General features: G+C 27.8%; 19 protein-coding genes. 18 read left to right on the top strand and 1 reads right to left on the bottom strand.

What is annotated here, in order from left to right:
• Nucleotides 1-10 precede the first annotated feature (10 nt).
• From B3086_RS11050 to B3086_RS10985, 14 genes are all read left to right on the top strand, one after another.
• Nucleotides 11-1,096, top strand: coding sequence for an EpsG family protein (locus B3086_RS11050; protein WP_346893397.1), 1,086 nt, complete (start codon nt 11-13; stop codon nt 1,094-1,096).
• 20 nt (nt 1,097-1,116) lie between these two features.
• Nucleotides 1,117-2,277, top strand: coding sequence for a glycosyltransferase family 1 protein (locus B3086_RS11045; RefSeq protein ID WP_346846588.1), 1,161 nt, complete (start codon nt 1,117-1,119; stop codon nt 2,275-2,277).
• Nucleotides 2,249-3,439 (top strand): glycosyltransferase, encoded by a 1,191-nt coding sequence (locus tag B3086_RS11040; RefSeq protein ID WP_346846589.1) that lies wholly within the window; start codon nt 2,249-2,251, stop codon nt 3,437-3,439. The genes B3086_RS11045 and B3086_RS11040 overlap by 29 nt, the downstream gene beginning before the upstream one ends.
• Before the next feature lie 88 nt (nt 3,440-3,527).
• Complete coding sequence (locus B3086_RS11035) at nt 3,528-4,640, top strand: polysaccharide pyruvyl transferase family protein (RefSeq protein ID WP_346846590.1); 1,113 nt, start codon at nt 3,528-3,530, stop codon at nt 4,638-4,640.
• 10 nt (nt 4,641-4,650) lie between these two features.
• Nucleotides 4,651-5,841: a glycosyltransferase gene (locus B3086_RS11030; RefSeq protein WP_346846591.1), complete on the top strand. Its 1,191-nt coding sequence runs from the start codon at nt 4,651-4,653 to the stop codon at nt 5,839-5,841.
• A 51-nt stretch (nt 5,842-5,892) separates the two neighbouring features.
• Nucleotides 5,893-7,083 carry a glycosyltransferase gene (locus B3086_RS11025; protein ID WP_346846592.1) on the top strand — a complete coding sequence of 397 codons (1,191 nt, stop codon included), beginning with the start codon at nt 5,893-5,895 and terminating at the stop codon, nt 7,081-7,083.
• A 29-nt stretch (nt 7,084-7,112) separates the two neighbouring features.
• Entirely contained in the window at nt 7,113-8,300 is a 1,188-nt protein-coding gene (locus B3086_RS11020) for a glycosyltransferase (protein WP_346846593.1), read from the top strand.
• A gap of 13 nt (nt 8,301-8,313) precedes the next feature.
• A complete protein-coding gene (locus B3086_RS11015; RefSeq protein WP_346893394.1) occupies nt 8,314-9,213 on the top strand; it encodes a glycosyltransferase family 2 protein in 900 nt (299 codons plus the stop codon).
• A gap of 10 nt (nt 9,214-9,223) precedes the next feature.
• A complete protein-coding gene (locus B3086_RS11010) occupies nt 9,224-10,027 on the top strand; it encodes a glycosyltransferase family 2 protein (protein ID WP_346846595.1) in 804 nt (267 codons plus the stop codon).
• Nucleotides 10,028-10,193: 166 nt separating this feature from the next.
• Nucleotides 10,194-11,015: an ABC transporter permease gene (locus tag B3086_RS11005; RefSeq protein ID WP_346846596.1), complete on the top strand. Its 822-nt coding sequence runs from the start codon at nt 10,194-10,196 to the stop codon at nt 11,013-11,015.
• Between the two features lie 10 nt (nt 11,016-11,025).
• Nucleotides 11,026-12,306: a polysaccharide ABC transporter ATP-binding protein gene (locus tag B3086_RS11000; protein ID WP_346846597.1), complete on the top strand. Its 1,281-nt coding sequence runs from the start codon at nt 11,026-11,028 to the stop codon at nt 12,304-12,306.
• Between the two features lie 101 nt (nt 12,307-12,407).
• Nucleotides 12,408-13,325 (top strand): phosphodiester glycosidase family protein, encoded by a 918-nt coding sequence (locus B3086_RS10995; RefSeq protein ID WP_346846598.1) that lies wholly within the window; start codon nt 12,408-12,410, stop codon nt 13,323-13,325.
• A gap of 183 nt (nt 13,326-13,508) precedes the next feature.
• Nucleotides 13,509-14,738: a nucleotidyltransferase family protein gene (locus B3086_RS10990; RefSeq protein WP_346846599.1), complete on the top strand. Its 1,230-nt coding sequence runs from the start codon at nt 13,509-13,511 to the stop codon at nt 14,736-14,738.
• 91 nt (nt 14,739-14,829) lie between these two features.
• On the top strand, nt 14,830-17,217 hold the full coding sequence (locus B3086_RS10985) for a right-handed parallel beta-helix repeat-containing protein (RefSeq protein WP_346893392.1): 2,388 nt from the start codon (nt 14,830-14,832) through the stop codon (nt 17,215-17,217).
• Nucleotides 17,218-17,268: 51 nt separating this feature from the next.
• Here the strand turns inward: B3086_RS10985 and B3086_RS10980 are convergent, their stop codons facing one another.
• The gene (locus B3086_RS10980; protein WP_346846601.1) at nt 17,269-17,520 is read right to left on the bottom strand and encodes a hypothetical protein; all 252 of its coding nucleotides are present in this window, start codon (nt 17,518-17,520) and stop codon (nt 17,269-17,271) included.
• 312 nt (nt 17,521-17,832) lie between these two features.
• Here B3086_RS10980 and B3086_RS10975 point away from each other — a divergent pair, with 312 nt between their 5' ends.
• From B3086_RS10975 to B3086_RS10960, 4 genes are all read left to right on the top strand, one after another.
• Nucleotides 17,833-18,063: a hypothetical protein gene (locus B3086_RS10975; protein WP_346846602.1), complete on the top strand. Its 231-nt coding sequence runs from the start codon at nt 17,833-17,835 to the stop codon at nt 18,061-18,063.
• 101 nt (nt 18,064-18,164) lie between these two features.
• Nucleotides 18,165-19,106, top strand: coding sequence for a hypothetical protein (locus B3086_RS10970; RefSeq protein WP_346846603.1), 942 nt, complete (start codon nt 18,165-18,167; stop codon nt 19,104-19,106).
• A gap of 105 nt (nt 19,107-19,211) precedes the next feature.
• On the top strand, nt 19,212-19,538 hold the full coding sequence (locus tag B3086_RS10965; RefSeq protein WP_346846604.1) for a lasso peptide biosynthesis PqqD family chaperone: 327 nt from the start codon (nt 19,212-19,214) through the stop codon (nt 19,536-19,538).
• Nucleotides 19,513-19,986 carry a lasso peptide biosynthesis B2 protein gene (locus B3086_RS10960; RefSeq protein WP_346846605.1) on the top strand — a complete coding sequence of 158 codons (474 nt, stop codon included), beginning with the start codon at nt 19,513-19,515 and terminating at the stop codon, nt 19,984-19,986. The genes B3086_RS10965 and B3086_RS10960 overlap by 26 nt, the downstream gene beginning before the upstream one ends.
• The last annotated feature ends 55 nt before the right edge of the window (nt 19,987-20,041 follow it).

Raw genomic sequence — 20,041 nt, 5'->3', positions numbered from 1 at the left:
GGAGAAAAAAATGGGAATATATTATGCTACCTTAGCTTCAACTTTTATATTATCATTGCTTGCTAGAATGGCTAATGATAAAAAGTACAAGCTTATAGCTATATTTTGGATTTCTCTTGTAGTTTCGGTTTTAGTATTATTTTCAGGGCTAAGGTCTGGTATTGGAGATACAGGTATGTATAAGCACACCTATAATCTTTTAGTAGAAAATCCTAGTTTTTCTAAAGCTAATGGAGACTATGGTTTTGTCCTATTAAATTTAATTTTAATTCAATTTTCCAATAATCCACAAACTATTGTATTTGTAGTAGCTCTAATAACTCAACTATGTAATGTCTATGTATTAAACAAGTACAGGGGTTATATAGAACTAGAAATATTTATGTATATAGCAGCAGGTTATTTTACAGTTACCATGAATGGACTGAGACAGTGTTTAGCAGCAGCTCTTTTATTTCTATGCGTAAAGTTTATTATAGATGGTAGCTTTAAAAAATACTTATTAAGTGTACTTATAATTTCAACTATTCATCAATCAGCTCTATTTATGATTCCGATATATTTTATAGCAAGATTAAAACCTTGGTCAAAGAAAATATACATGATAATTGGAATTGCTGTATTAGGACTTCTTTTTTATGAGGTGCTAAGCAGTTACTTGTTTAAGATTATAGAAAATACTAATTATGGGTATTATTCAGATTTTGACGAAGGAGGATCAAGTATAATGAGAACCTTTGTAAACATGGTTCCAATTATATTTGCATATTTAAAAAGGAATGAACTAAAAGAAAAGTGGCCACAGAGTAATGTATTTGTTAATATGGCTCTTTTAAATTGCATATTTGTAGCCTTTGGTATGTCAAATTGGATATTTAATAGGTTTTCATTATATTTACAATTATACAACTTTATACTATTGCCGTATATAATACAGAATTGTCTAGAGGGTAAGCAAAGACGAACAATATATTTAGCATTCATAGTGTGTTATCTACTATTCTTTTATAGAGAGCAAGTAATAGGACTTAATATGCAATATAAGAGTGTTTTAGATATAAAATCTATTTTCTATTATACTCCCAATCATAGATGAAAAGTAAGGAGAGATGAGAAATGAAAAGAAATAAGGTGCTTCATATTGTAGGTGGAATGGACGTGGGTGGTACCGAAACTATGCTTATGAATTTATATAGAAAGGTTTATAAGGAGATTCAATTTGACTTTGTTTCTTATTACCATAAGGAAGGCTATTATGATGAAGAAATTAGAAAATTAGGTGGAAGAATAATAAAGTTAGATCCTCCAAGTGAAGTAGGTGTGATAAAATCCGTAATAAATTTAATGAAGATTATAAAGAATGATGATGAGTATAGTGCTGTTCATGCTCATACTTTATTTAATTGTGGAGTTGGAGTATTGGCTGCAAAACTAGTTGGAGTAAAGGTAAGGATATCTCATGCCCATACTACTAAGGATTGTAGTAAAAGTCTAATAAAAAGATTATACATATCCATAATGAAGGGATTAATAAAGGGGTTTTCCACAAACTTTTTGTCATGTAGCGATGCAGCAGGTAAGTATTTATTTGGATACAGTACACTTAAAGATGATAGATACTGTAAATTACCTAATTATATTGATTATGAAAGATTTATTAATAATGAAGGTAGTAGCTATATAAGAAAAAAATTAGGAATAAACAATGATGATATTTTAATTGGAAATGTAGGAAGATTTATTCGTGTGAAAAATCATAATTTTCTAATTAATTTAATGTCAAACTTAGTGAGAATAAATCCTAAATTTAAATGCATTTTAATTGGTGATGGAGACTTAAGGGGGCCTATAGAAGAAAAAATTAAAAAATTAAACTTAGAGAATAACATACATCTGTTAGGTATTAGAGATGATGTGAATAACATACTTAAGGAAATAGATTTATTTATATTACCATCCACCTATGAGGGATTAGGCCTTGTACTTTTAGAGGCACAAGCTTCAGGAGTACCATGTTTAACATCTACAGCTATTCAGCCGGAAGCAGATTTACATCTAGATCTACTTAAGAGATTGAATCTTGAAGCAGGTATAGAAATTTGGAGTAATACAGTAATGAAAATGTTAGAACAATCCAAGGTTGATAAGATGTTAATAAAAAGAACATTTGAGTTTCATGGATATAGAATTGAGGACGTTAAAGGTAAACTATATAAATTATATGGAATAGAATTAGAAGGGAATAAATATGAAAAATGTGCTAATAGCATCCTTTGATATGGAAGTTGGGGGAGTAGAGAGAAGTCTTATAAATATTTTAGAAAGCTTTGATTATAACAATTATAATGTAGATTTGATGTTATATAGACATAAAGGAGATTTTATGAAGTTATTAAGGGGCAAATTTAACATTTTAGATGAGATAGAAGAATACACCACCTTTCGAAAATCTATATTAGAGATATTTAAGGATAAAAAAATTAGTTTAGGATTAGCACGTATTAAAGCTAGAATGGATGCTTCTAAATATGCTAATAAAAATAGTTTAGAAGAATCTGGGCATGTACAGATGCAGAGGATGTGGCAATTTTCATTGAAATATTTACCTTGTTTAAATAAAGAGTATGATGTAGCTATAAGCTACCTATGGCCACATTATTTTGTAGCTAATAAGGTAAAGGCTAAGAAAAAGATAGCCTGGATTCATACGGATTATTCCTGTATTGATACTGATGTTATAGAGGATATAGAGCTTTGGAATAAATTTGATTCTATAGTAGCTGTATCGGAAGAATGTAAAAATTCCTTTTTAAAGAAATATAACAAACTAAAAAATAAGGTGGTGGTAATGGAGAATATTGTATCTCCAGAGTTTATAAGATTCATGGCTGAAGAAGAAGTGGAAGATGATATAAGTAAAGGAAAAGGCTTTAAGCTTCTATCAGTAGCTAGATTGTCAATGGCAAAGGGAATAGATAATGGAGTTAGAGCTTTAAGAACATTGCATGATAAAGGGTTTACAGATATAAAGTGGTATGTAGTTGGGTATGGGGGAGATGAGGAGATGATAAGAAAGTTAATAAAAGAGAATCATCTTGAGAAAGATTTTATAATACTAGGAAAAAAAATCAATCCATATCCCTATATGAAAGGTTGTGATTTATATGTACAGCCATCAAGGTATGAAGGACGAGCTGTAACTGTTACTGAGGCTCAAATACTAGGAAAGGCTGTAATCATTACTAACTATCCTACGGCTAAAAGTCAGTTAAGAGATGGAGTTGATGGATTAATATGTGATAAATCAGTAGAAGGAATAGCTTCTGGAATAGAAAATATTTACAATGACAGACGTTTAAAAAAGGAAATGGAAGAGTGTTGTGGAAAGAGTAACTATAGCAATATGGAAGAATTAGGAAAAATATATAAGCTATTTTAAGAAAGGGAGAAGATATGGAACCGTTAGTAAGTAGTTTACTCAAAAGAAAAATATGATTTACTATAAATAAAAGATAAGGAATAAAATTATGAAAGTGTGTACAATAACTTGTCATGATGTATATAATCATGGAGCTTCACTACAAGCATATGCATTAATAGAATATTTAAAGCAGATTGGAAATGATGTGGAAATTATTGATTATAAGCCAGATTATTTAAGTGGACATTATAAAATAATTTCAATAGATAACCCTAAGTGGAACAAAAATTATATAACAAAACTTACTTATATAATTTTAAAATTACCATTTAAATTAGAAGCATTGAAAAGGAAGAAAGCCTTTGACACTTTTAAAAATAAATTTATGTCATTATCAAAATATAGATATACATCTAATATACAACTAATAAATAATATTCCTAAAGCAGATGTTTATTTATGTGGAAGTGATCAAATATGGAATTGTTTACGAGATAATGGAAAAGATCCTGCTTTTTATCTCGATTTTGTACCAGATTCTAAAATAAGAGCTTCCTATGCAGCAAGTTTTGCGACAGAAACTATTGATAATAAATACAAAAATTTTGTAAGAGAAAATCTACTAAAATTAGATAGAATATCGGTGAGAGAAAAAAGTGGTAAAAAAATCATTAATGAATTAGAGTTAAAAAAAGTAGAAGTGGTAGTTGATCCTGTATTTTTATTAGATAGAAAAATATGGGATGATATTGGTAATACAGAATTTAAAGATAAATATGTATTAGTTTATGATTTTGATAATAATCCTATTATAAAGAAATTAGCATTGGAAATTTCACATTATAGAAGATGTAAGATATATACTATAAATCACTATAGAGGGTCATATGAGGATAAAAACTTCAAATTCAGTGGACCAGAAACTTTCATATCTTTAGTGAGAAATGCAGAATTTGTAATATCAAACTCGTTTCATGCAGTGGCATTTTCTTTAATATATAAGAAACCTATGGCAATTGTTAGAAGGTTAGAGAATATAAATACAAGGATGAGAGATTTGTTAATTGATTTTAATTTAGAACATAGATATATTGAAAATGACTATATTTTGGATAAATTGTTAGAGGATATAGATTATGCTAAAGTGGATAAAATTTTAAAAGCAAAAATTATTTCTTCAAAAAATTATATAAATGAAGTTTTATCTATCAAAAAGTAGGTGATTAATAGTGAAAAAAGATATATTATTTGTAATTAATTCCTTATCAATCGGAGGTTCAGAAAAAAGTTTAGTTTCTCTTTTAAATGTAATTGATTATTCAAAGTATAGAGTAGATTTGTTAATGCTAAAAAAGGGAGAATCATTAGACAAATATATTCCAAATAAAGTTAATATATTAGATATTCCCAATTTTTATTTATACTTAAACAATGAAAATTACGATAAAACAATAGTTAAGGGATTATTATACAGAATGTGTCGTATAAAATCATCTATAGATATACGATTAAATAAATTAAAGAGTAAAAAAACTAAAAACAATCAACAAATATTTTATATAAATCAAAAAAATATATTAAAAAGGATTGAAAAGAAATATGATATAGCAATTGCCTTTGCACAAGGATTTCCAACTTATTTTGTGGTAGATAAGATAGATGCAGATAACAAAATAGCTTGGATAAATTGTGATTACAAAGCTACTACTTATAATAAAGAGTTAGATAAAATGTTTTATGATAAAATTGACAAAATAGTTGCAGTTTCTGAGGCATCAAAAGATTCAATTATAAATGTAAACAAAAATTATACAAATAAAATAGTAGTAATTAAAGATATAGTTAATCCGGATATAATTGTAAATATGGCAACAGAAAAAATTAAAGAAATTGATTCTAATGAAGTGAATATATTAACTGTAGGCAGATTAGTAATAGGATATAAGGGATATGATGTAGCAATAAAAACTGCTAATTTACTAAGAAGTAGTGGTTATAGGTTTAAATGGTATGTTATTGGAGATGGACAAGATAAAGCGAAATTGCAAGATTTAGTTAAAGTATATGACCTTGAAAAATATTTTATATTATTAGGATCTCGTGATAACCCATATCCTTACATGAAAATGTGTGATATATACGTTCAACCATCAAGAAATGAGGGTTTTGGATTAACTGTTATTGAAGCAAAAATCTTGAAAAAACCAATTGTATGTACTAATTTTAATACTTCTAATGAATTAATTAAAAATGAGCAAGATGGTTTAATTGTAGAACAAGATGAAGGACAACTATTAAATGGGATAAAAAAATATTTAGATGACCACAGTTTCAGAGATAAGATCCTTAGAAATCTTAAATCAGAAAGCTATTATAATACAATGAATGAAATATATAAAATTTATGAATTGTTTAAATAGTAACTAAAATATATGAAGTAAGAAATATATTACTATTGTGGATGTGATTAAATGTATAAAATAATATTTATGGTTATTAATATGAACATAGGTGGTACAGAAAAAGCGCTGCTATCGATGATAAGAGAAATGGATAGAACTAAATGGGATATTACTATTCTTATGTTAGAGGAATATGGCGGATTTTTAAATAAAATACCAGACTGGGTTAGTGTTAAGTATGTATATGAATATAAGAGTTTAAAATCATATTTTAATGAGTCACCTTTATCTGTGTTAAAGAAAAATGTAACAGAACATAAATATTTAGAGAGTATCATTATTGCCATCTTATATTTCATCACTAAAATTACTGGGAATCTTAGCTACTATTATAGGTATATCTTTAAAAATATAAAAGCTTTAGATAAAAACTATGATATTGCAGTAGCTTATGCAGGACCTATGGACTTTATAACATATTTTGTAGCAAATAAAATAAACTCAGAAAAAAAAGTACAATGGATACACTTTGATATAGAAAAAATACATTTTAACAAAAGATTAGCATCTAAGCTATATAAAAGTTTTGATAAAATTTTTGTGGTATCCAAAGATGGGTTAGGTAAATTTATAAAGAGTTTTCCTAAGGTAATGGATAAGACCCAAGTATTTTATAATATTCTAGATCATGAGAAGATTAATAGGTTTGCTGATAATGGAGCTTCTTTTAAAGATGATTTTCACGGAATTAGGATTCTTACAGTAGGAAGATTAAGCAAAGAAAAAGGACAAGATTTAACTATACCTGTTTTAGCAAGATTAAAAAGTGAAGGGTATAAAGTACGTTGGTATTGTGTTGGAGAAGGTGGAGCTAAAAGTGAGTATGAGACAATGATAAATAAATTTAAAATTGAAAAAGATTATGTACTATTAGGATCAAGATTAAATCCTTATCCATATATGAAAGATTGTGATATATATGTACAATCATCAAGACATGAAGGATACTGTATAACTTTAGCTGAAGCTAGGTGCTTTAATAATCCAATTATAACAACTAATTTTACTGGAGCCACTGAGCAAATAATTAATGAAGAAAATGGAATTATAGTTAGTGAAGATGCTGATTCCATATATTTAGGGGTTAAAAAGCTATTAGACAATAATGACTTATATGAGGCAATTAGAAACAACCTTAGTAGTAAGATTATAAATACAACAGCAGAAATTGAAAAAATTAGTAGAGTAATTATGAACTGAAAAATGATAGAAGGATAGGAGTAATGCCAGTGAAAAAAGTTCTATTTATGTTAAGCAGTATGAATATTGGTGGAGTTGAAAAGTCCTTGCTTTCACTATTATCAGTTATACCAAAGGATAAATATAATGTTACAATCTTACTCCTTGAGAAAAAAGGCGGTTTTCTAGAATATCTTCCACAGTGGGTAAAAGTAGAAGAAACTAATTGGTTTCAAGATATTAAACCAATTCTTATGGATTCACCTTATGAGACTATAAAAAGTTATATTAAGAAGAGAAAATATCATAAAATTCTTGGATTTTTTTATTCATATTTTAAGAGTAAAAAATCAAATGATAGATATATATATTATAAAAACATACTAAAAAGCATTCCAATGAATATGAAAGAATATGATGCAGCAATAGCCTATGCAGGTCCAACTGAGATAATAGATGCTTATATAACACATAAAATTAAAGCAAAACTAAAAATCTCCTGGGTACATTTTGATATTTCACATCATGAGATAAATAAAAAATTATATACAAAGTTATATGAAAGATTTAATAAGATATTTGTAGTGTCTAAGAATGGAGAGAGAATATTAAATAAGCAGTTTCCAGTTACATCTACTAAATCACAGGTGTTTAACAATTTAGTTTCACATGAATTAATTAAAGACATGGCTCAAGAAAAAATAGATTTTGACAATGGTTTTAAAGGTATAAGAATTTTGACTATAGGAAGATTATCTAAAGAAAAGGGGCAAGATTTGGCAATAAGCGTATTAGATAAATTGAAAAAACAAGGGTATAAAGTAAGATGGTATTGTGTTGGAGAAGGTAATGATAGAGATGAATATGAGAGGCTTATAGAAAATCTTAATCTGAGAAACGATTTTATTTTATTAGGAGAAACTATAAATCCTTATCCCTACATAAAGGCTTCAGATATCTATGTTCAGCCTTCAAGACATGAAGGCTACGGTATAACCATAGCAGAGGCAAAATGTTTAAACAAGCCAATAGTTATTACAAATTTTATTGGATCTAATGAACAGATTGAGGATGGACAGAATGGTTTAATTGCTGAGTGTACTTTAGATAAAATATGCGATAAAATTAAATTTCTTATCGATAATCCAAAAGTTAGTGAGAATTTTTCAAAAGCTTTATCTAGGGAGAAGATAGATACAACATGTGAAGTTAGTAAACTATGTAACTATATTAATTGAAAGGAAAAATAATATGAATCCTAAAATAAGTATAATAGTGCCTGTATATAATGTTGAAAAATATATTCATAAATGTGTTGATTCCATATTAAATCAAACTTTTAAGGAATTTGAACTTATTCTTATAGATGATGGATCAACAGATAGTTCTGGTAAAATGTGTGATGAATATGGTGAATTAGATGAAAGGGTTATAGTGATTCATAAAGAAAATGGAGGACAGTCAACAGCAAGAAACGCAGGTATAAATATTGCAAGAGGTGAGTATATAGGATTTGTTGATAGTGATGATTGGATAGAGGTTGATATGTATAAGATTCTTTATGAAACATGTGTATATAATGATGCTGATATGTGTTTAACTGGTGTAAATGAGGTAGATGAAGGTGGAATTGTAAGATATAAGTATATTCCTAAAGATATAATTTTTAGTGACATTTTAAAAAGAGCACATCCATGGAATAAATTATTTAGAAGAGAGCTATTTTTAAATAATAACTTATTATTTTATGAAGGCAAGTATTATGAAGATTTAGAGTTAATACCTAAGTTATTTTTAAAGTCTAGTAAAGTGAGTGTGGCAAAGCATATAGGGTATAATTATTTGATTAGGTCAGATTCAACAACTGGTAGTAAAAATGAGAAGATATTAGATTTACTTTGGGGATATATTAGAATAAAAGATTACATTATACAAGAAGATTTAAGTATTGATTATAGATATGAGTTTGATAATGGGGTAATATATTTAAAAAATTTTTATATAGATATACTCTATAGGTATCCTATAAAATTCTTGTTGAAGAATTTTACAAAAATAAAAAAAAGTCTAAGAAAACTAACTGTTTTTAATTATAAAGATATATTTAAATTTATAATAAATTATATTAGGTTTAAATTTAATAGTTTATAGGTGGGTGTGTATGTGTAAAATAAGTATCATAGTACCAGTATACAAAGTAGAAAAATATATTAATAGATGTATTAATTCAATTCTTAATCAAAAATTTAAAGATTTTGAACTAATACTTGTAGATGATGGTTCACCAGATAATTGTGGTAAAATATGCGATGATTATGCTACAAAGGATAAAAGAATAAGAGTTATACACAAAAATAATGAAGGAGTTTCTTCAGCAAGAAATTCAGGGTTAGATATAGCAAAGGGTGAATACATAGGATTTGTAGATAGTGATGAGTACATACATCCAAATATGTATGATATATTATATAATACTATAATTGATTATCAGGCTGATATTGCATTTTGTGACTATGATATGGTGAATAATAAGAGCATAGAAAAATATGAAATTCCTAAAATATTAAATATAAATAAATTTAATAATGTTGAAGCATTAAATGAGATGCATAAGGAGAATGGAGTTAAGTTTGTTACAGCTTGGAATAAGTTATATCATAAAAACATATTTGAAAATATAAGATATCCTTATGGTAAAATACATGAAGATGAATTTGTAATTCATAAAGTATTATTTAATAGTAAAAATACTGTATATATTAACTATCCCTTGTATTATCATTATCAAAATGAAGAGGGAATTACAAATGGTAAATTTACATTAAAAAATTTTGATGCAGCATATGCATATAAAGATAGAATAAAATTCTTTAAAGAAATAAGAAATATTAACTTATATAATAAAGCTCAGTATACATTTGTTTTAAGTTTTTTAATTGCTATAAAAAAGCGTTTAATCTATTGAATATGGATAATACACATATAAAAACATATAAAAAATTATTTGCGTCAGAATTATTATATTTATTAAAATGTCCTTTATTTAGCTTTAAAGAAAAATGTATGTGGGTACTATTTTGTATAAATTCAAATTTGTATAATAAGTACTTACAATTAAAGGGGGAAATACTATGAATGAGGTAATTTTAATAACAGGTAAACCATCTCATAAAAAGAGATTGAAAGAACTGTGGAAATATAGAGAAGTTATAACATTTTTATCATGGAAGGATATTATAGTTAGATATAAACAAACTGCACTAGGGGTACTCTGGGCTATTTTTCAGCCAATATTTTCAATGATAATCATGACATTTGTATTTGGAGGATTAGCAAATATGCCCTCAGAGAATGGGGTTCCTTACGCAATTATGGTGTATTCAGCGCTTTTACCATGGAATTTTTTTTCTGCAGCATTCAATGGTGTATCTAATAGTCTAGTTAATAATGGTCATATGATTAAAAAAATATACTTTCCAAGGCTTACATTACCTATATCTTCTGTGGTTACAGCGTTTATAGATTTTGTTATTTCATTATTAGTTTTATTAATTATAATGATTTTCACTGGATACTTACCTCCAATAAAAATATTATTATTTCCATGTTTTATTATTTTAGCTTTCACAATAGCCTTAGGATTTGGCTTATTTTTTTCTGCACTTAATGTAAAATATAGGGATATAAAATATATAATACCAGTAATATTGCAATTTGGTATGTATTTGTCTCCAGTTGCATATACAAGTTCAGTGATACCAACCAATCTAAGATTAATATATTCCATTAATCCATTAGTTGGAGTGATTGAAGGGTTTAGATGGTGCATTATGCCATCAGCAAGGATATATGTTCCAGCATTAATTTTTTCAATTGTTATTTCATTAATAGGATTAACATTAGGAGTAAAATTTTTTATAAAGTTTGAAGATACTTTTGCTGATGTAATTTAGGAGGATTTATATGGTTCAGGAAGTTTTGAGGGTTGAAGGGATTGGTAAAAAGTATAGGTTGTTATCTAATCAAGATAAAAGTGATACTTTTATAGCTGTTCTTTTAAACTCTATTAAAGGAGCATTTAGTAAGAAGAATAAAATGTCATCTGGTAATGAATTTTGGGCATTGAAAGATATTAATTTTACCGTTAATAGAGGTGAAAGAATTGGAATAATTGGGCATAATGGAGCTGGAAAATCTACTATTTTAAAAGTTTTTTCTAGAATTACACTTCCAACGGAGGGAGAAATTAAAATAAAAGGTAGGATTTCTTCTCTCTTAGAAATTGGAACAGGATTCAATCAAGAATTAACAGGAAGAGAAAATATTTATTTAAATGGGTCTATCTTAGGCATGAAAAAAAAGGAGATAGAGGCTAAGTTTAAGGATATAGTAGAATTTTCAGAAATAGGTGAATTTCTTGATACACCAGTAAAAAGATATTCAAGTGGAATGCATGTAAAGCTTGCATTTGCAGTAGCAGCTCACCTTGATCCAGATATTCTCATAGTTGATGAAGTATTAGCGGTAGGGGACATGAGATTTCAAGAAAAATGTCTAGGAAAGATGGAGGATATAGCAGATGGGGGAAGAACAATACTTTATGTAAGCCATAGTATGAGGACAATACAACAGCTTTGTAGTAGGGTAATAGTTTTAGACCATGGAAAAATTATCTTTGATGGTGATGTAGATGATGGAATAAAAGTTTATATGAATAATAATTTTAATACTACCCCACTAATGAATCTTGAAAACCAAAAAAGGCAATCACATATTATGCAAAGTGCAACTATTATAAGTACGCAAATACTAAATAATAAAGATTGTATATTTACTTCTAAAGAATCTATTACCTTTAAAATGAAATGGAAAGCTGGTAAAGATTTGTTTAATTTAAGACTGAGAGTTGAAGTCTTATTTTCAGATAATACACCAGTTGGTGTAAGCTATTCCAAGCCTTTTGTAAATGCAAAATCAGGCATCATGTATGATGATATATTTAATTTGGATATAAGTACACTAGCTCCAGGAAAATATAGTGCTATATTATTATTAACACAAATGAATCAATATGGTTCATATACCGACGTTGATAGAGTAGAAAGAGCATTGAATTTTGAAATTATACCTGAAGAAAGTGAAATAGAGAAAGTAGCATGGACTCATCGTTGGTGGGGTCATGTATCATTACCAGAGGTTAAGAAAGTTAGCAATACAAATGAAAAAATAACTAAAATAATATAAACAAAAGGACTAATTAGTTTTAAATTAATTGGTCCTTTTGTTTATAATTAACAATAATTGCACATATTTATATTAGTATAAGTATTACAAGAGGAGATATTATGAATGAGAGGAACTCAAAATTATTAAGTAATCTAGATGTTGGAAAGATTATCACAATAATATTATCTGCTATTTTAATAGGGATATTACTATTTTTAGTTGCTAGTTTATATAATTATACTCCATTAAATAGTGAAGTTATTTCTCAGGTAGAGCTTGATGAATTTCCATCTGATACATATGTTAAAATAGATAATGAAACAGGGATTAGGAAGTATGGGTCACCTACAATGATGATCATCATTGAACCTATAGTAAAAGTTAACCCAAACCTTAGATATTGGATTACAACAGTAAAGATAAAAAATCAAAGTCAGCTTAATTCTGCTTTTTCAGGAGACATTTTTTCCTTAAATATAAAAGAGAAAACATCTTCTATAGCCAACAGGCATAATGCTATTCTTGCTATTAATGGTGCAGCTTGTGGATTTAATACATCAGGATATGTAATAAGAGATGGTGTAGTATACAGAGGTACTGATTTAGATTGTGCTCCATTGGTTATAGATAAGGAAGGAAACTTTAAAATATATGAGTATGGAAAGAAGAATGCAGAAGAATTATTGAGTTTGGGTGCAAGGCATACCTATGACTTTGGTCCAGATCTAATTAAAGATGGTAACATTGTTGATTATGGAGATACATGGTATAAGGAAGATATGCAACCGCGCACAGCTATTGGTCAAAAAGGATCATTAGAATATGTAATAATTGTGGTTGATGGAAGAAGTATTAGGTCCAAGGGGATGAGTTGTTATGATTTAGCAATTGAATTTCAAAAGTTAGGTTGCAACCTTGCATATAACTTAGATGGAGGAGGCTCATCTACATTATATTTTAATGGTGAAGTTATAAATGAACCTTCAGATTTTAATGGAGAGAGAAATATTTCAGATATATTATATTTCATAAATTAAATTTAGAGTTATTCAACTAAGGTTGGGTAACTTTTTTAGAGGGAAATATCTAACCATGAAGAATAAAGGTGTTCACATAATTGTAAATATGTTACAATTGTTGTGTAATACATATATTAACATAAATTCAAAGTAAAGGTGAATTATAAAGAACGTAAATTTAATATAGTTAGGAGTGTAATTATGGACAATACACAGAGTGAATTCATAGAATTATTGTCTCATTCAATCAGGGGGAAAATAACATATAGATTATATAATAACGTTAATTGGGATAAAATATTAACTATAGCCCAATTACATAAAGTGGAGGGAATAATTTATTCATCTTTAAGTGAAAAAGATATGATATCACAGCTAGATTGTGAATTGCTAAAAAAGCTTCAGATATCAGTATTTCATACTGGAACAAAACAACTGAGAAATATATATAATTTAGCTAAAATATTTAGTAGGTTTAATGACGAAGAAATTCCTGTAATTGTATTAAAGGGACTAGTGGTAAGGAATTTTTATCCTCACCCAGAACAAAGGGATATGAATGATGCAGATATATTAGTTCATAAAGAAGATTTGAAAAAAGTTAAATGTATTTTATTAGACTTGGGTTATAGCCAATTAGAGGATCATGCTTCATCTCATCATATAGTATTTTATCATTATACTTTTCCTATTATAGAAGTACACTGGCATATTGTTAAGAGAGATGGATTTAGTATTGATCTTGATAAATTTGAAGAAGACGTATGGAATAATTCTATAAAAATTAATGTAGGTGACTCAGAAGTAAAATCTCTTTGCTATGAAGATTTAGCTTTACACCTATGTATGCATATGGCATCTCATTTAGCTGCCAATGGATTTGGGTTAAGACAGCTTTGTGACTTAGTATTATTAGTAGAAAATAAGGGAAATGAAATTTCATGGATAAGTTTCTTAGACAAATCCAAGAAATATGGTTTTGAAAAGTTTAACGTTATAATTTTTTTATTATGTAATAGATTATTTCACATGAAAGTTCCTAATGAATTAATAAATATTAAATTGGATCAAGTAAAATATATTAATTTGCTCATAGATGAAATTTTAAAGGGTGGAGTTTATGGAAAAAAGGACGTGGTAAATGCCTTCGGTAATCAAATTGCTTTTAACTATGAATGTAAAGATAATAATGCCACTTTAGGAGCCATAAAGAGATACATACGTTTTATGTTTCCTAGGGTAGAATGTATGTCATATAAATATAATTATGCAAAGATATGTAAAATATTAATCCCTATAGCATGGTTTCACCACTTAATAGCAGGTTTGTTTAGAAAAGAATATTCCTTTATTGAAAAGAGTAAGTTTATAATAAGGGGAGCTTCTATTTCTGTAAAGAAAAATAAATTACTGAAATGGATGGAATTATAGGGTATAGAATTATATCACTAATCCCAATAATTGAATATTATATTATAGGACAAGTCTATAGTATAAATTAAAGTCCAAAGGGAGAAAAGATATGAGTAGTACAGTTACTATAGAATATAGAGATAATGAGACTAAGGCATTAATATACTCCAAAGATATTTATGAAAATGTAAAGACGGGATTATATATATACAAAGCTAAAGATATTAATGGATATACTCCAATAAAAGGCACTATCTTTTTATTTGTGATTTTCTTCATAAAAAATTATACTATAACATTTTATTATAATAAGAAGGATATACCAGAGCCTATTTATGGATGTATAGAAATTAACTATATAAATATTGATACAAATGAAAAATTAATACCTTCTATTAATATAGAGAATATTGATATGGGAGAATATAATTATGAAGCAAAGTCAATAGAAGGTTATGATCTAATTACCGAGAGTAAAGTAAAAGTAATATTAACTATAGAAAATCCCAATGTAGTTATAGATTTCAAGTATAGGAAGAAGGAAAGTACTGAGTATATTATTGATTTGAAATATTTTAATATTAAAAACGATGGAACTTCACCTATAGAAACATCTAAAGGTATTAATAAAGCCTTAGAATTCATGTCATCATCACTAAAGTATAAAAAGATAATCTTTCCAAAGGGTATTTATTTAATAGATGAAAATAATCCAATAGTAATTAAATTAAAAGATATAACTATAGATTTAAATGGTTCTACTCTAAAAATTAACAGTAATGCACTAGAAAGATATTCTATTGTTAGCTTTGAAGATGGAGCAGAAAACCTTATATTTACCAATGGAATTTTAGAAGGAGATAAAGAAACCCATGATTATATTACAGTACCGGGAACTCATGAGTGGGGATGTGGATTAGTAGTAAATGGTGGTTTTGATTGTATTATAGATAATATTTCAGTGATCAATGTACCAGGTTATGGCGTTGCTACTAATAGCGGTAACAATAAAAATAGGTATAATACTGTTTATGTAAAAGATTTTCAGATTGGAGATATAAATCTAAAAGGAGAAATTATTGAAAGTAACATTGTTTCTAGGACTAAAGCTTATAACATTTCAGCTTGTAACGGGAAATTTGAGTTTGGATATACTTTAGGATATCAAGGGTATCCTTATATAAAGCAACCCCAATATATATCTTATTTCTATGATAGAAATAATCAGTTTATTTCTTCAGAGAAGTGCCTTCAGTTTAGAAAGGTTATTATACCAGAAGGAGCAGTCTATGTGAGATTTGTATTTCCACAGATAGATATAGCTAGTAATTTAGGCTATGTAGGTTGGATTAGTAATTTTGAGCCGCCTACTAATATGATTTTAAGGAATTGCAACATTTCAAATAATAGAAGTTTAGGAATTGCATTTTGTGGAGGTCAGCAATGGACTATAGAAAATAATATTTTTGAAAATAATGGAGGTCAAGCACCTGGTTATGCTATTGACTTTGAAGATGGATGGGATCTAATGCAGGATATTAAAGTTGAAAATAATAAATTTATGGGGAATAAATCAGGAGATATAGTTACTTGCGCAGGAGATAATATTATATTTGAAGGAAATGAATTTACAGGAATGGTATATATGTGGGGAAGAACAACTAATTATAAATTTATTAAAAATATATTTAAATCTAATTCTGTAATCTATGAATATTCATCTAAAATTGAAAGTAAAGAAAATCAGTTTATAAATAGTAATTTAAGATTGCAACCAAGAAATACTATAGTGACTGAAAGACCTTATGTTTATGGAGAAACTTTTATAAATAGCAGTATTGATAGAATGACTGAGGAAGATATAATTTTTAACTCAATAGTTACTAGTGATGGAACTATAAATGTGAGAATTGTTGGAAATTTAAAAGATTGCAGTTTGAAAATGAAACAATGCTATTTAAATGCTGAACTTAATAGTTGTATTATTGAAGATAGCGTTTTAACATTACTATTAAATGCTTCAATGAATGGATGTATCATTTCCAAATCTATAGTAAGAACCCATGGAAATACAGGAACTATTATTTTGAATAAATGCAAGATAATAGATTGTAACCTTCTTACCCAAACATGGGGAAGTTCAACAGTATTAGAGATTGGGAATAATATTATAGAAATGAGTTCTTCATCTGATGATTTCATAAAGCTGTCAGCAGGAAAAATGAAAAACCTTATATTTAATAATAATGAAGTTAATAATAGCAGTAGTAATTCTGTTTTAAATATGTTTGATACTACCTATAGTAATCCCAACGGAAAAGTTACCTTAAGAGAAAACGTATTTAACCAAAACTCATCTCCGTATATTTTTAGCGGAACTACCATAAAGAAAGGATTATTTGAATTTAATGATATTCGAAATACTATAAATGGAAACGCAAAAATTCTAAATCCAATATATTTTAATAATGAATATTTTGTAATTTATACCGAATAAATAAATATAGATAAGAAGGCATAGGCTTTCTTATCTATATTTATGTTTAACTTATGATGTTGGAATTTGAGGATCTGGAGGAGTTGGTTGAATTTTTTTTGTACATTTTCCATATCCAGTACAAAGATCTAAGCTAAGTAGTTCATAATATTTACAATCTCTTTCCCAAGTTAATGGACAATTATTGCCTGCACCAGCAGGATTTTTACATGCACCTATAAGTGGGTTCCAAAATGTGGGGTTTGTATCTTTAGTCTCAGTAACACTTAAATTTGTTAATTCTGGTTTGTTCCAAGTTTTCATCTTTTCACCTCCCTACTATAATATGTTACTATAAAAGTAAATAAATGTAAATTAATTATATAAATTAATTATGATGGATATTAAAGAATAATGCTAGTTTTGTTAATTTAAAAGTAATAGTTTATTAAATACATTATATAAAGTAATTAGAAAAAAGCATGTAATGAATAACAGATTTCATGCAAAGATTTTTATCAAATATAGGTTTAAATAATAAACTCATCTATTGAATCTTAAACAATAAGATGGTAAAATTATACACATAAAACAATATGTGTATATAGATGATATTTAAATAGAAGGAGGAAAAAAATGAAAAGAGAGTGGAAGAAACCAATATTATTACAACTAGCTGCTAGTGATACAAATGAAACTGAATATATTGATTTTTGTAATTGGCAAGAACCAATGAGTATTAAATTTAATAATGAAGATTACACTAATCCTAATATTCAACCCGCTGATCATCCAGATTGGGTGTGGTGTTACAATCACAATAGATGGCATCCTAAAAATCATGGAAGTGCACCAAAACAATCATAATTTTTGTCCAAGATACCTATATCAAAATAAAGCTTGATATAGGTGTCTTGATTTAAGGAAATATTAGAAACATAGAATGCCAGAAAGGATTTAATGAAAGTATGTATATAGATAAAAAGTATTTCTATAGAGTATATGGACTTAATATAGATTCCAATATAGAAATTCTAGAATTCCCTAAAAGAAATGAAGATTTTATAGATAAAGACATTGTAACTATATTATATGGACAAACTCCCAATAACATTTTAGAAGAAATTAAAGAGGGAAAAAGTATTCACGTAACAAAGGATCATGTTTGGTTTCATATAGACCATGTGGCTACTTATTGTATTGAAAATGGAAATACTGTGATAGTAGATCCCTGTGAGAATTGTGATAAAAGTCTTATGAAAGTTTATATAATGGGAAGTGTCTTAGGGTTTCTCCTACTTCAAAGGGAGTCAACAGCTATTCATGGAGGCACCGTTGTCATAAATGGAAAGGCTATTATATTTACAGGAGAAAGGGGGGCTGGAAAGTCGACATTGACTACAGCACTTGTAAAAAAAGGCTATAATTTTGTAGCAGATGATGTAGCTGCATTAAGTTTTGATAATAAAATAGTCATTGAACCAGGCTTTCCTTACCATAAACTATGCTTTGATGCTTTAGAGAATATGTGTTATGTTAAAGAATCTTATCCTTGCTTTCATGTTGATGGAAAGATAAAGTATATAGTTCCAGATTTTCATGGGTTTTCTAAAGAAAAGTTTCCACTAACAGCAATTTGTGAGCTTGATATGGGTGAGGTTGATAATGTAAGAGTGGAAGAGATAAGGGGAGTAGAAAAGCTTAATAAGATTATTAAAAATATATATAGAAATGAATATATAGGATCTATGGAAGGTATGACTCCTAAGTATTTCAAAAACTGTATAGAGATCGCTCAAAAAGCTAAGTTTTATAGAATTACAAGGCCTAGGGATAAGTACACGGTGGATGATCAAATAGAAATTATTGAGGAGATATTTAAAGAGAAAAAAGGGTTTAGGGATATGTAAATTTTTAAGTTAATTCATATTAATAATTGGAGTTATAGTTACATTTATAAATAGCATAATATTATATGGGTTAAATTTATAATTATATTTGAGAGGATGAGAGAGATGGAGATTAAAGAACTTAAAGTTAAATCTGCTGAAATTAATGAAAACATGGAGATGACACTAAATTCTAAGATTACAAGAAACTCTGATATTGATGCTACAGATTTAGATGGTGAAGTGGTTATGATGAATTTAGAAAAAGGTCAATATTTTATGATGAACCAGGTTGGAAGTAGAATATGGGAGATTATTAAAGAGCCTTCTACTGTTAATAATATTATTAATACATTGCTTGGAGAGTTTCAGGTTGAAAAGAGTCAGTGTAAAGAAAATGTAGTAGAATTTTTAGGAAAACTTAAAAATGCAGAGCTTATCAGTATTAACTAGAAAGATTAGAACCTTTGCTATTTTAGATTGGAGTATTAAGTTGAAATTTCTAGAAGCTTATATATATACAGGAATATATAGGACTTTAATAATCTTTGTACCTTTTAATAAACTTAGGAAGAGATTGGGTAATGTAAAAGAAGAGTCGCCTGATGAGGTAGATATAAATTCATATAGAATAGCGCGAGACATAAAGTGGGCAGTTATTAGTGCTTCACGATATACGCCATGGGAAAGTAAGTGCCTTATTAAAGCTCTTACTGCACAAAGAATGATGAGAGGAAAGGGAATACCAACTACAATTTATCTAGGGGTTAAAAAGAATGAAAAAAATGAGATGGTAGCACATGCATGGACACGGTGTGGGTCTTACTTTATTACAGGTGGAGAGAATAGAAGTGGATATGCAGTGGTAGCTAAATTTTCAACTTTGGGATGGAAAAGATGAATTAGTGTAACATATGAGTAAAGCCACCAATGAAATCCTAAAAATTTCATTGGTG

Source organism: Clostridium sp. UBA871 (assembly GCF_002295255.1).
GTDB lineage: Bacteria > Bacillota > Clostridia > Clostridiales > Clostridiaceae > Clostridium_J > Clostridium_J sulfidigenes.
This window is presented reverse-complemented; position numbering and strand designations above follow the sequence as displayed.

Coding starts and splice junctions, on each gene's coding strand:
- B3086_RS11050 (WP_346893397.1), top strand. CDS start 11: ATGGGAATATATTATGCTACCTTAGCTTCAACTTTTATATTATCATTG.
- B3086_RS11045 (WP_346846588.1), top strand. CDS start 1,117: ATGAAAAGAAATAAGGTGCTTCATATTGTAGGTGGAATGGACGTGGGT.
- B3086_RS11040 (WP_346846589.1), top strand. CDS start 2,249: ATGAAAAATGTGCTAATAGCATCCTTTGATATGGAAGTTGGGGGAGTA.
- B3086_RS11035 (WP_346846590.1), top strand. CDS start 3,528: ATGAAAGTGTGTACAATAACTTGTCATGATGTATATAATCATGGAGCT.
- B3086_RS11025 (WP_346846592.1), top strand. CDS start 5,893: ATGTATAAAATAATATTTATGGTTATTAATATGAACATAGGTGGTACA.
- B3086_RS11015 (WP_346893394.1), top strand. CDS start 8,314: ATGAATCCTAAAATAAGTATAATAGTGCCTGTATATAATGTTGAAAAA.
- B3086_RS11010 (WP_346846595.1), top strand. CDS start 9,224: ATGTGTAAAATAAGTATCATAGTACCAGTATACAAAGTAGAAAAATAT.
- B3086_RS11005 (WP_346846596.1), top strand. CDS start 10,194: ATGAATGAGGTAATTTTAATAACAGGTAAACCATCTCATAAAAAGAGA.
- B3086_RS11000 (WP_346846597.1), top strand. CDS start 11,026: ATGGTTCAGGAAGTTTTGAGGGTTGAAGGGATTGGTAAAAAGTATAGG.
- B3086_RS10995 (WP_346846598.1), top strand. CDS start 12,408: ATGAATGAGAGGAACTCAAAATTATTAAGTAATCTAGATGTTGGAAAG.
- B3086_RS10990 (WP_346846599.1), top strand. CDS start 13,509: ATGGACAATACACAGAGTGAATTCATAGAATTATTGTCTCATTCAATC.
- B3086_RS10985 (WP_346893392.1), top strand. CDS start 14,830: ATGAGTAGTACAGTTACTATAGAATATAGAGATAATGAGACTAAGGCA.
- B3086_RS10980 (WP_346846601.1), bottom strand. CDS start 17,520: ATGAAAACTTGGAACAAACCAGAATTAACAAATTTAAGTGTTACTGAG.
- B3086_RS10975 (WP_346846602.1), top strand. CDS start 17,833: ATGAAAAGAGAGTGGAAGAAACCAATATTATTACAACTAGCTGCTAGT.
- B3086_RS10970 (WP_346846603.1), top strand. CDS start 18,165: ATGTATATAGATAAAAAGTATTTCTATAGAGTATATGGACTTAATATA.
- B3086_RS10965 (WP_346846604.1), top strand. CDS start 19,212: ATGGAGATTAAAGAACTTAAAGTTAAATCTGCTGAAATTAATGAAAAC.
- B3086_RS10960 (WP_346846605.1), top strand. CDS start 19,513: ATGCAGAGCTTATCAGTATTAACTAGAAAGATTAGAACCTTTGCTATT.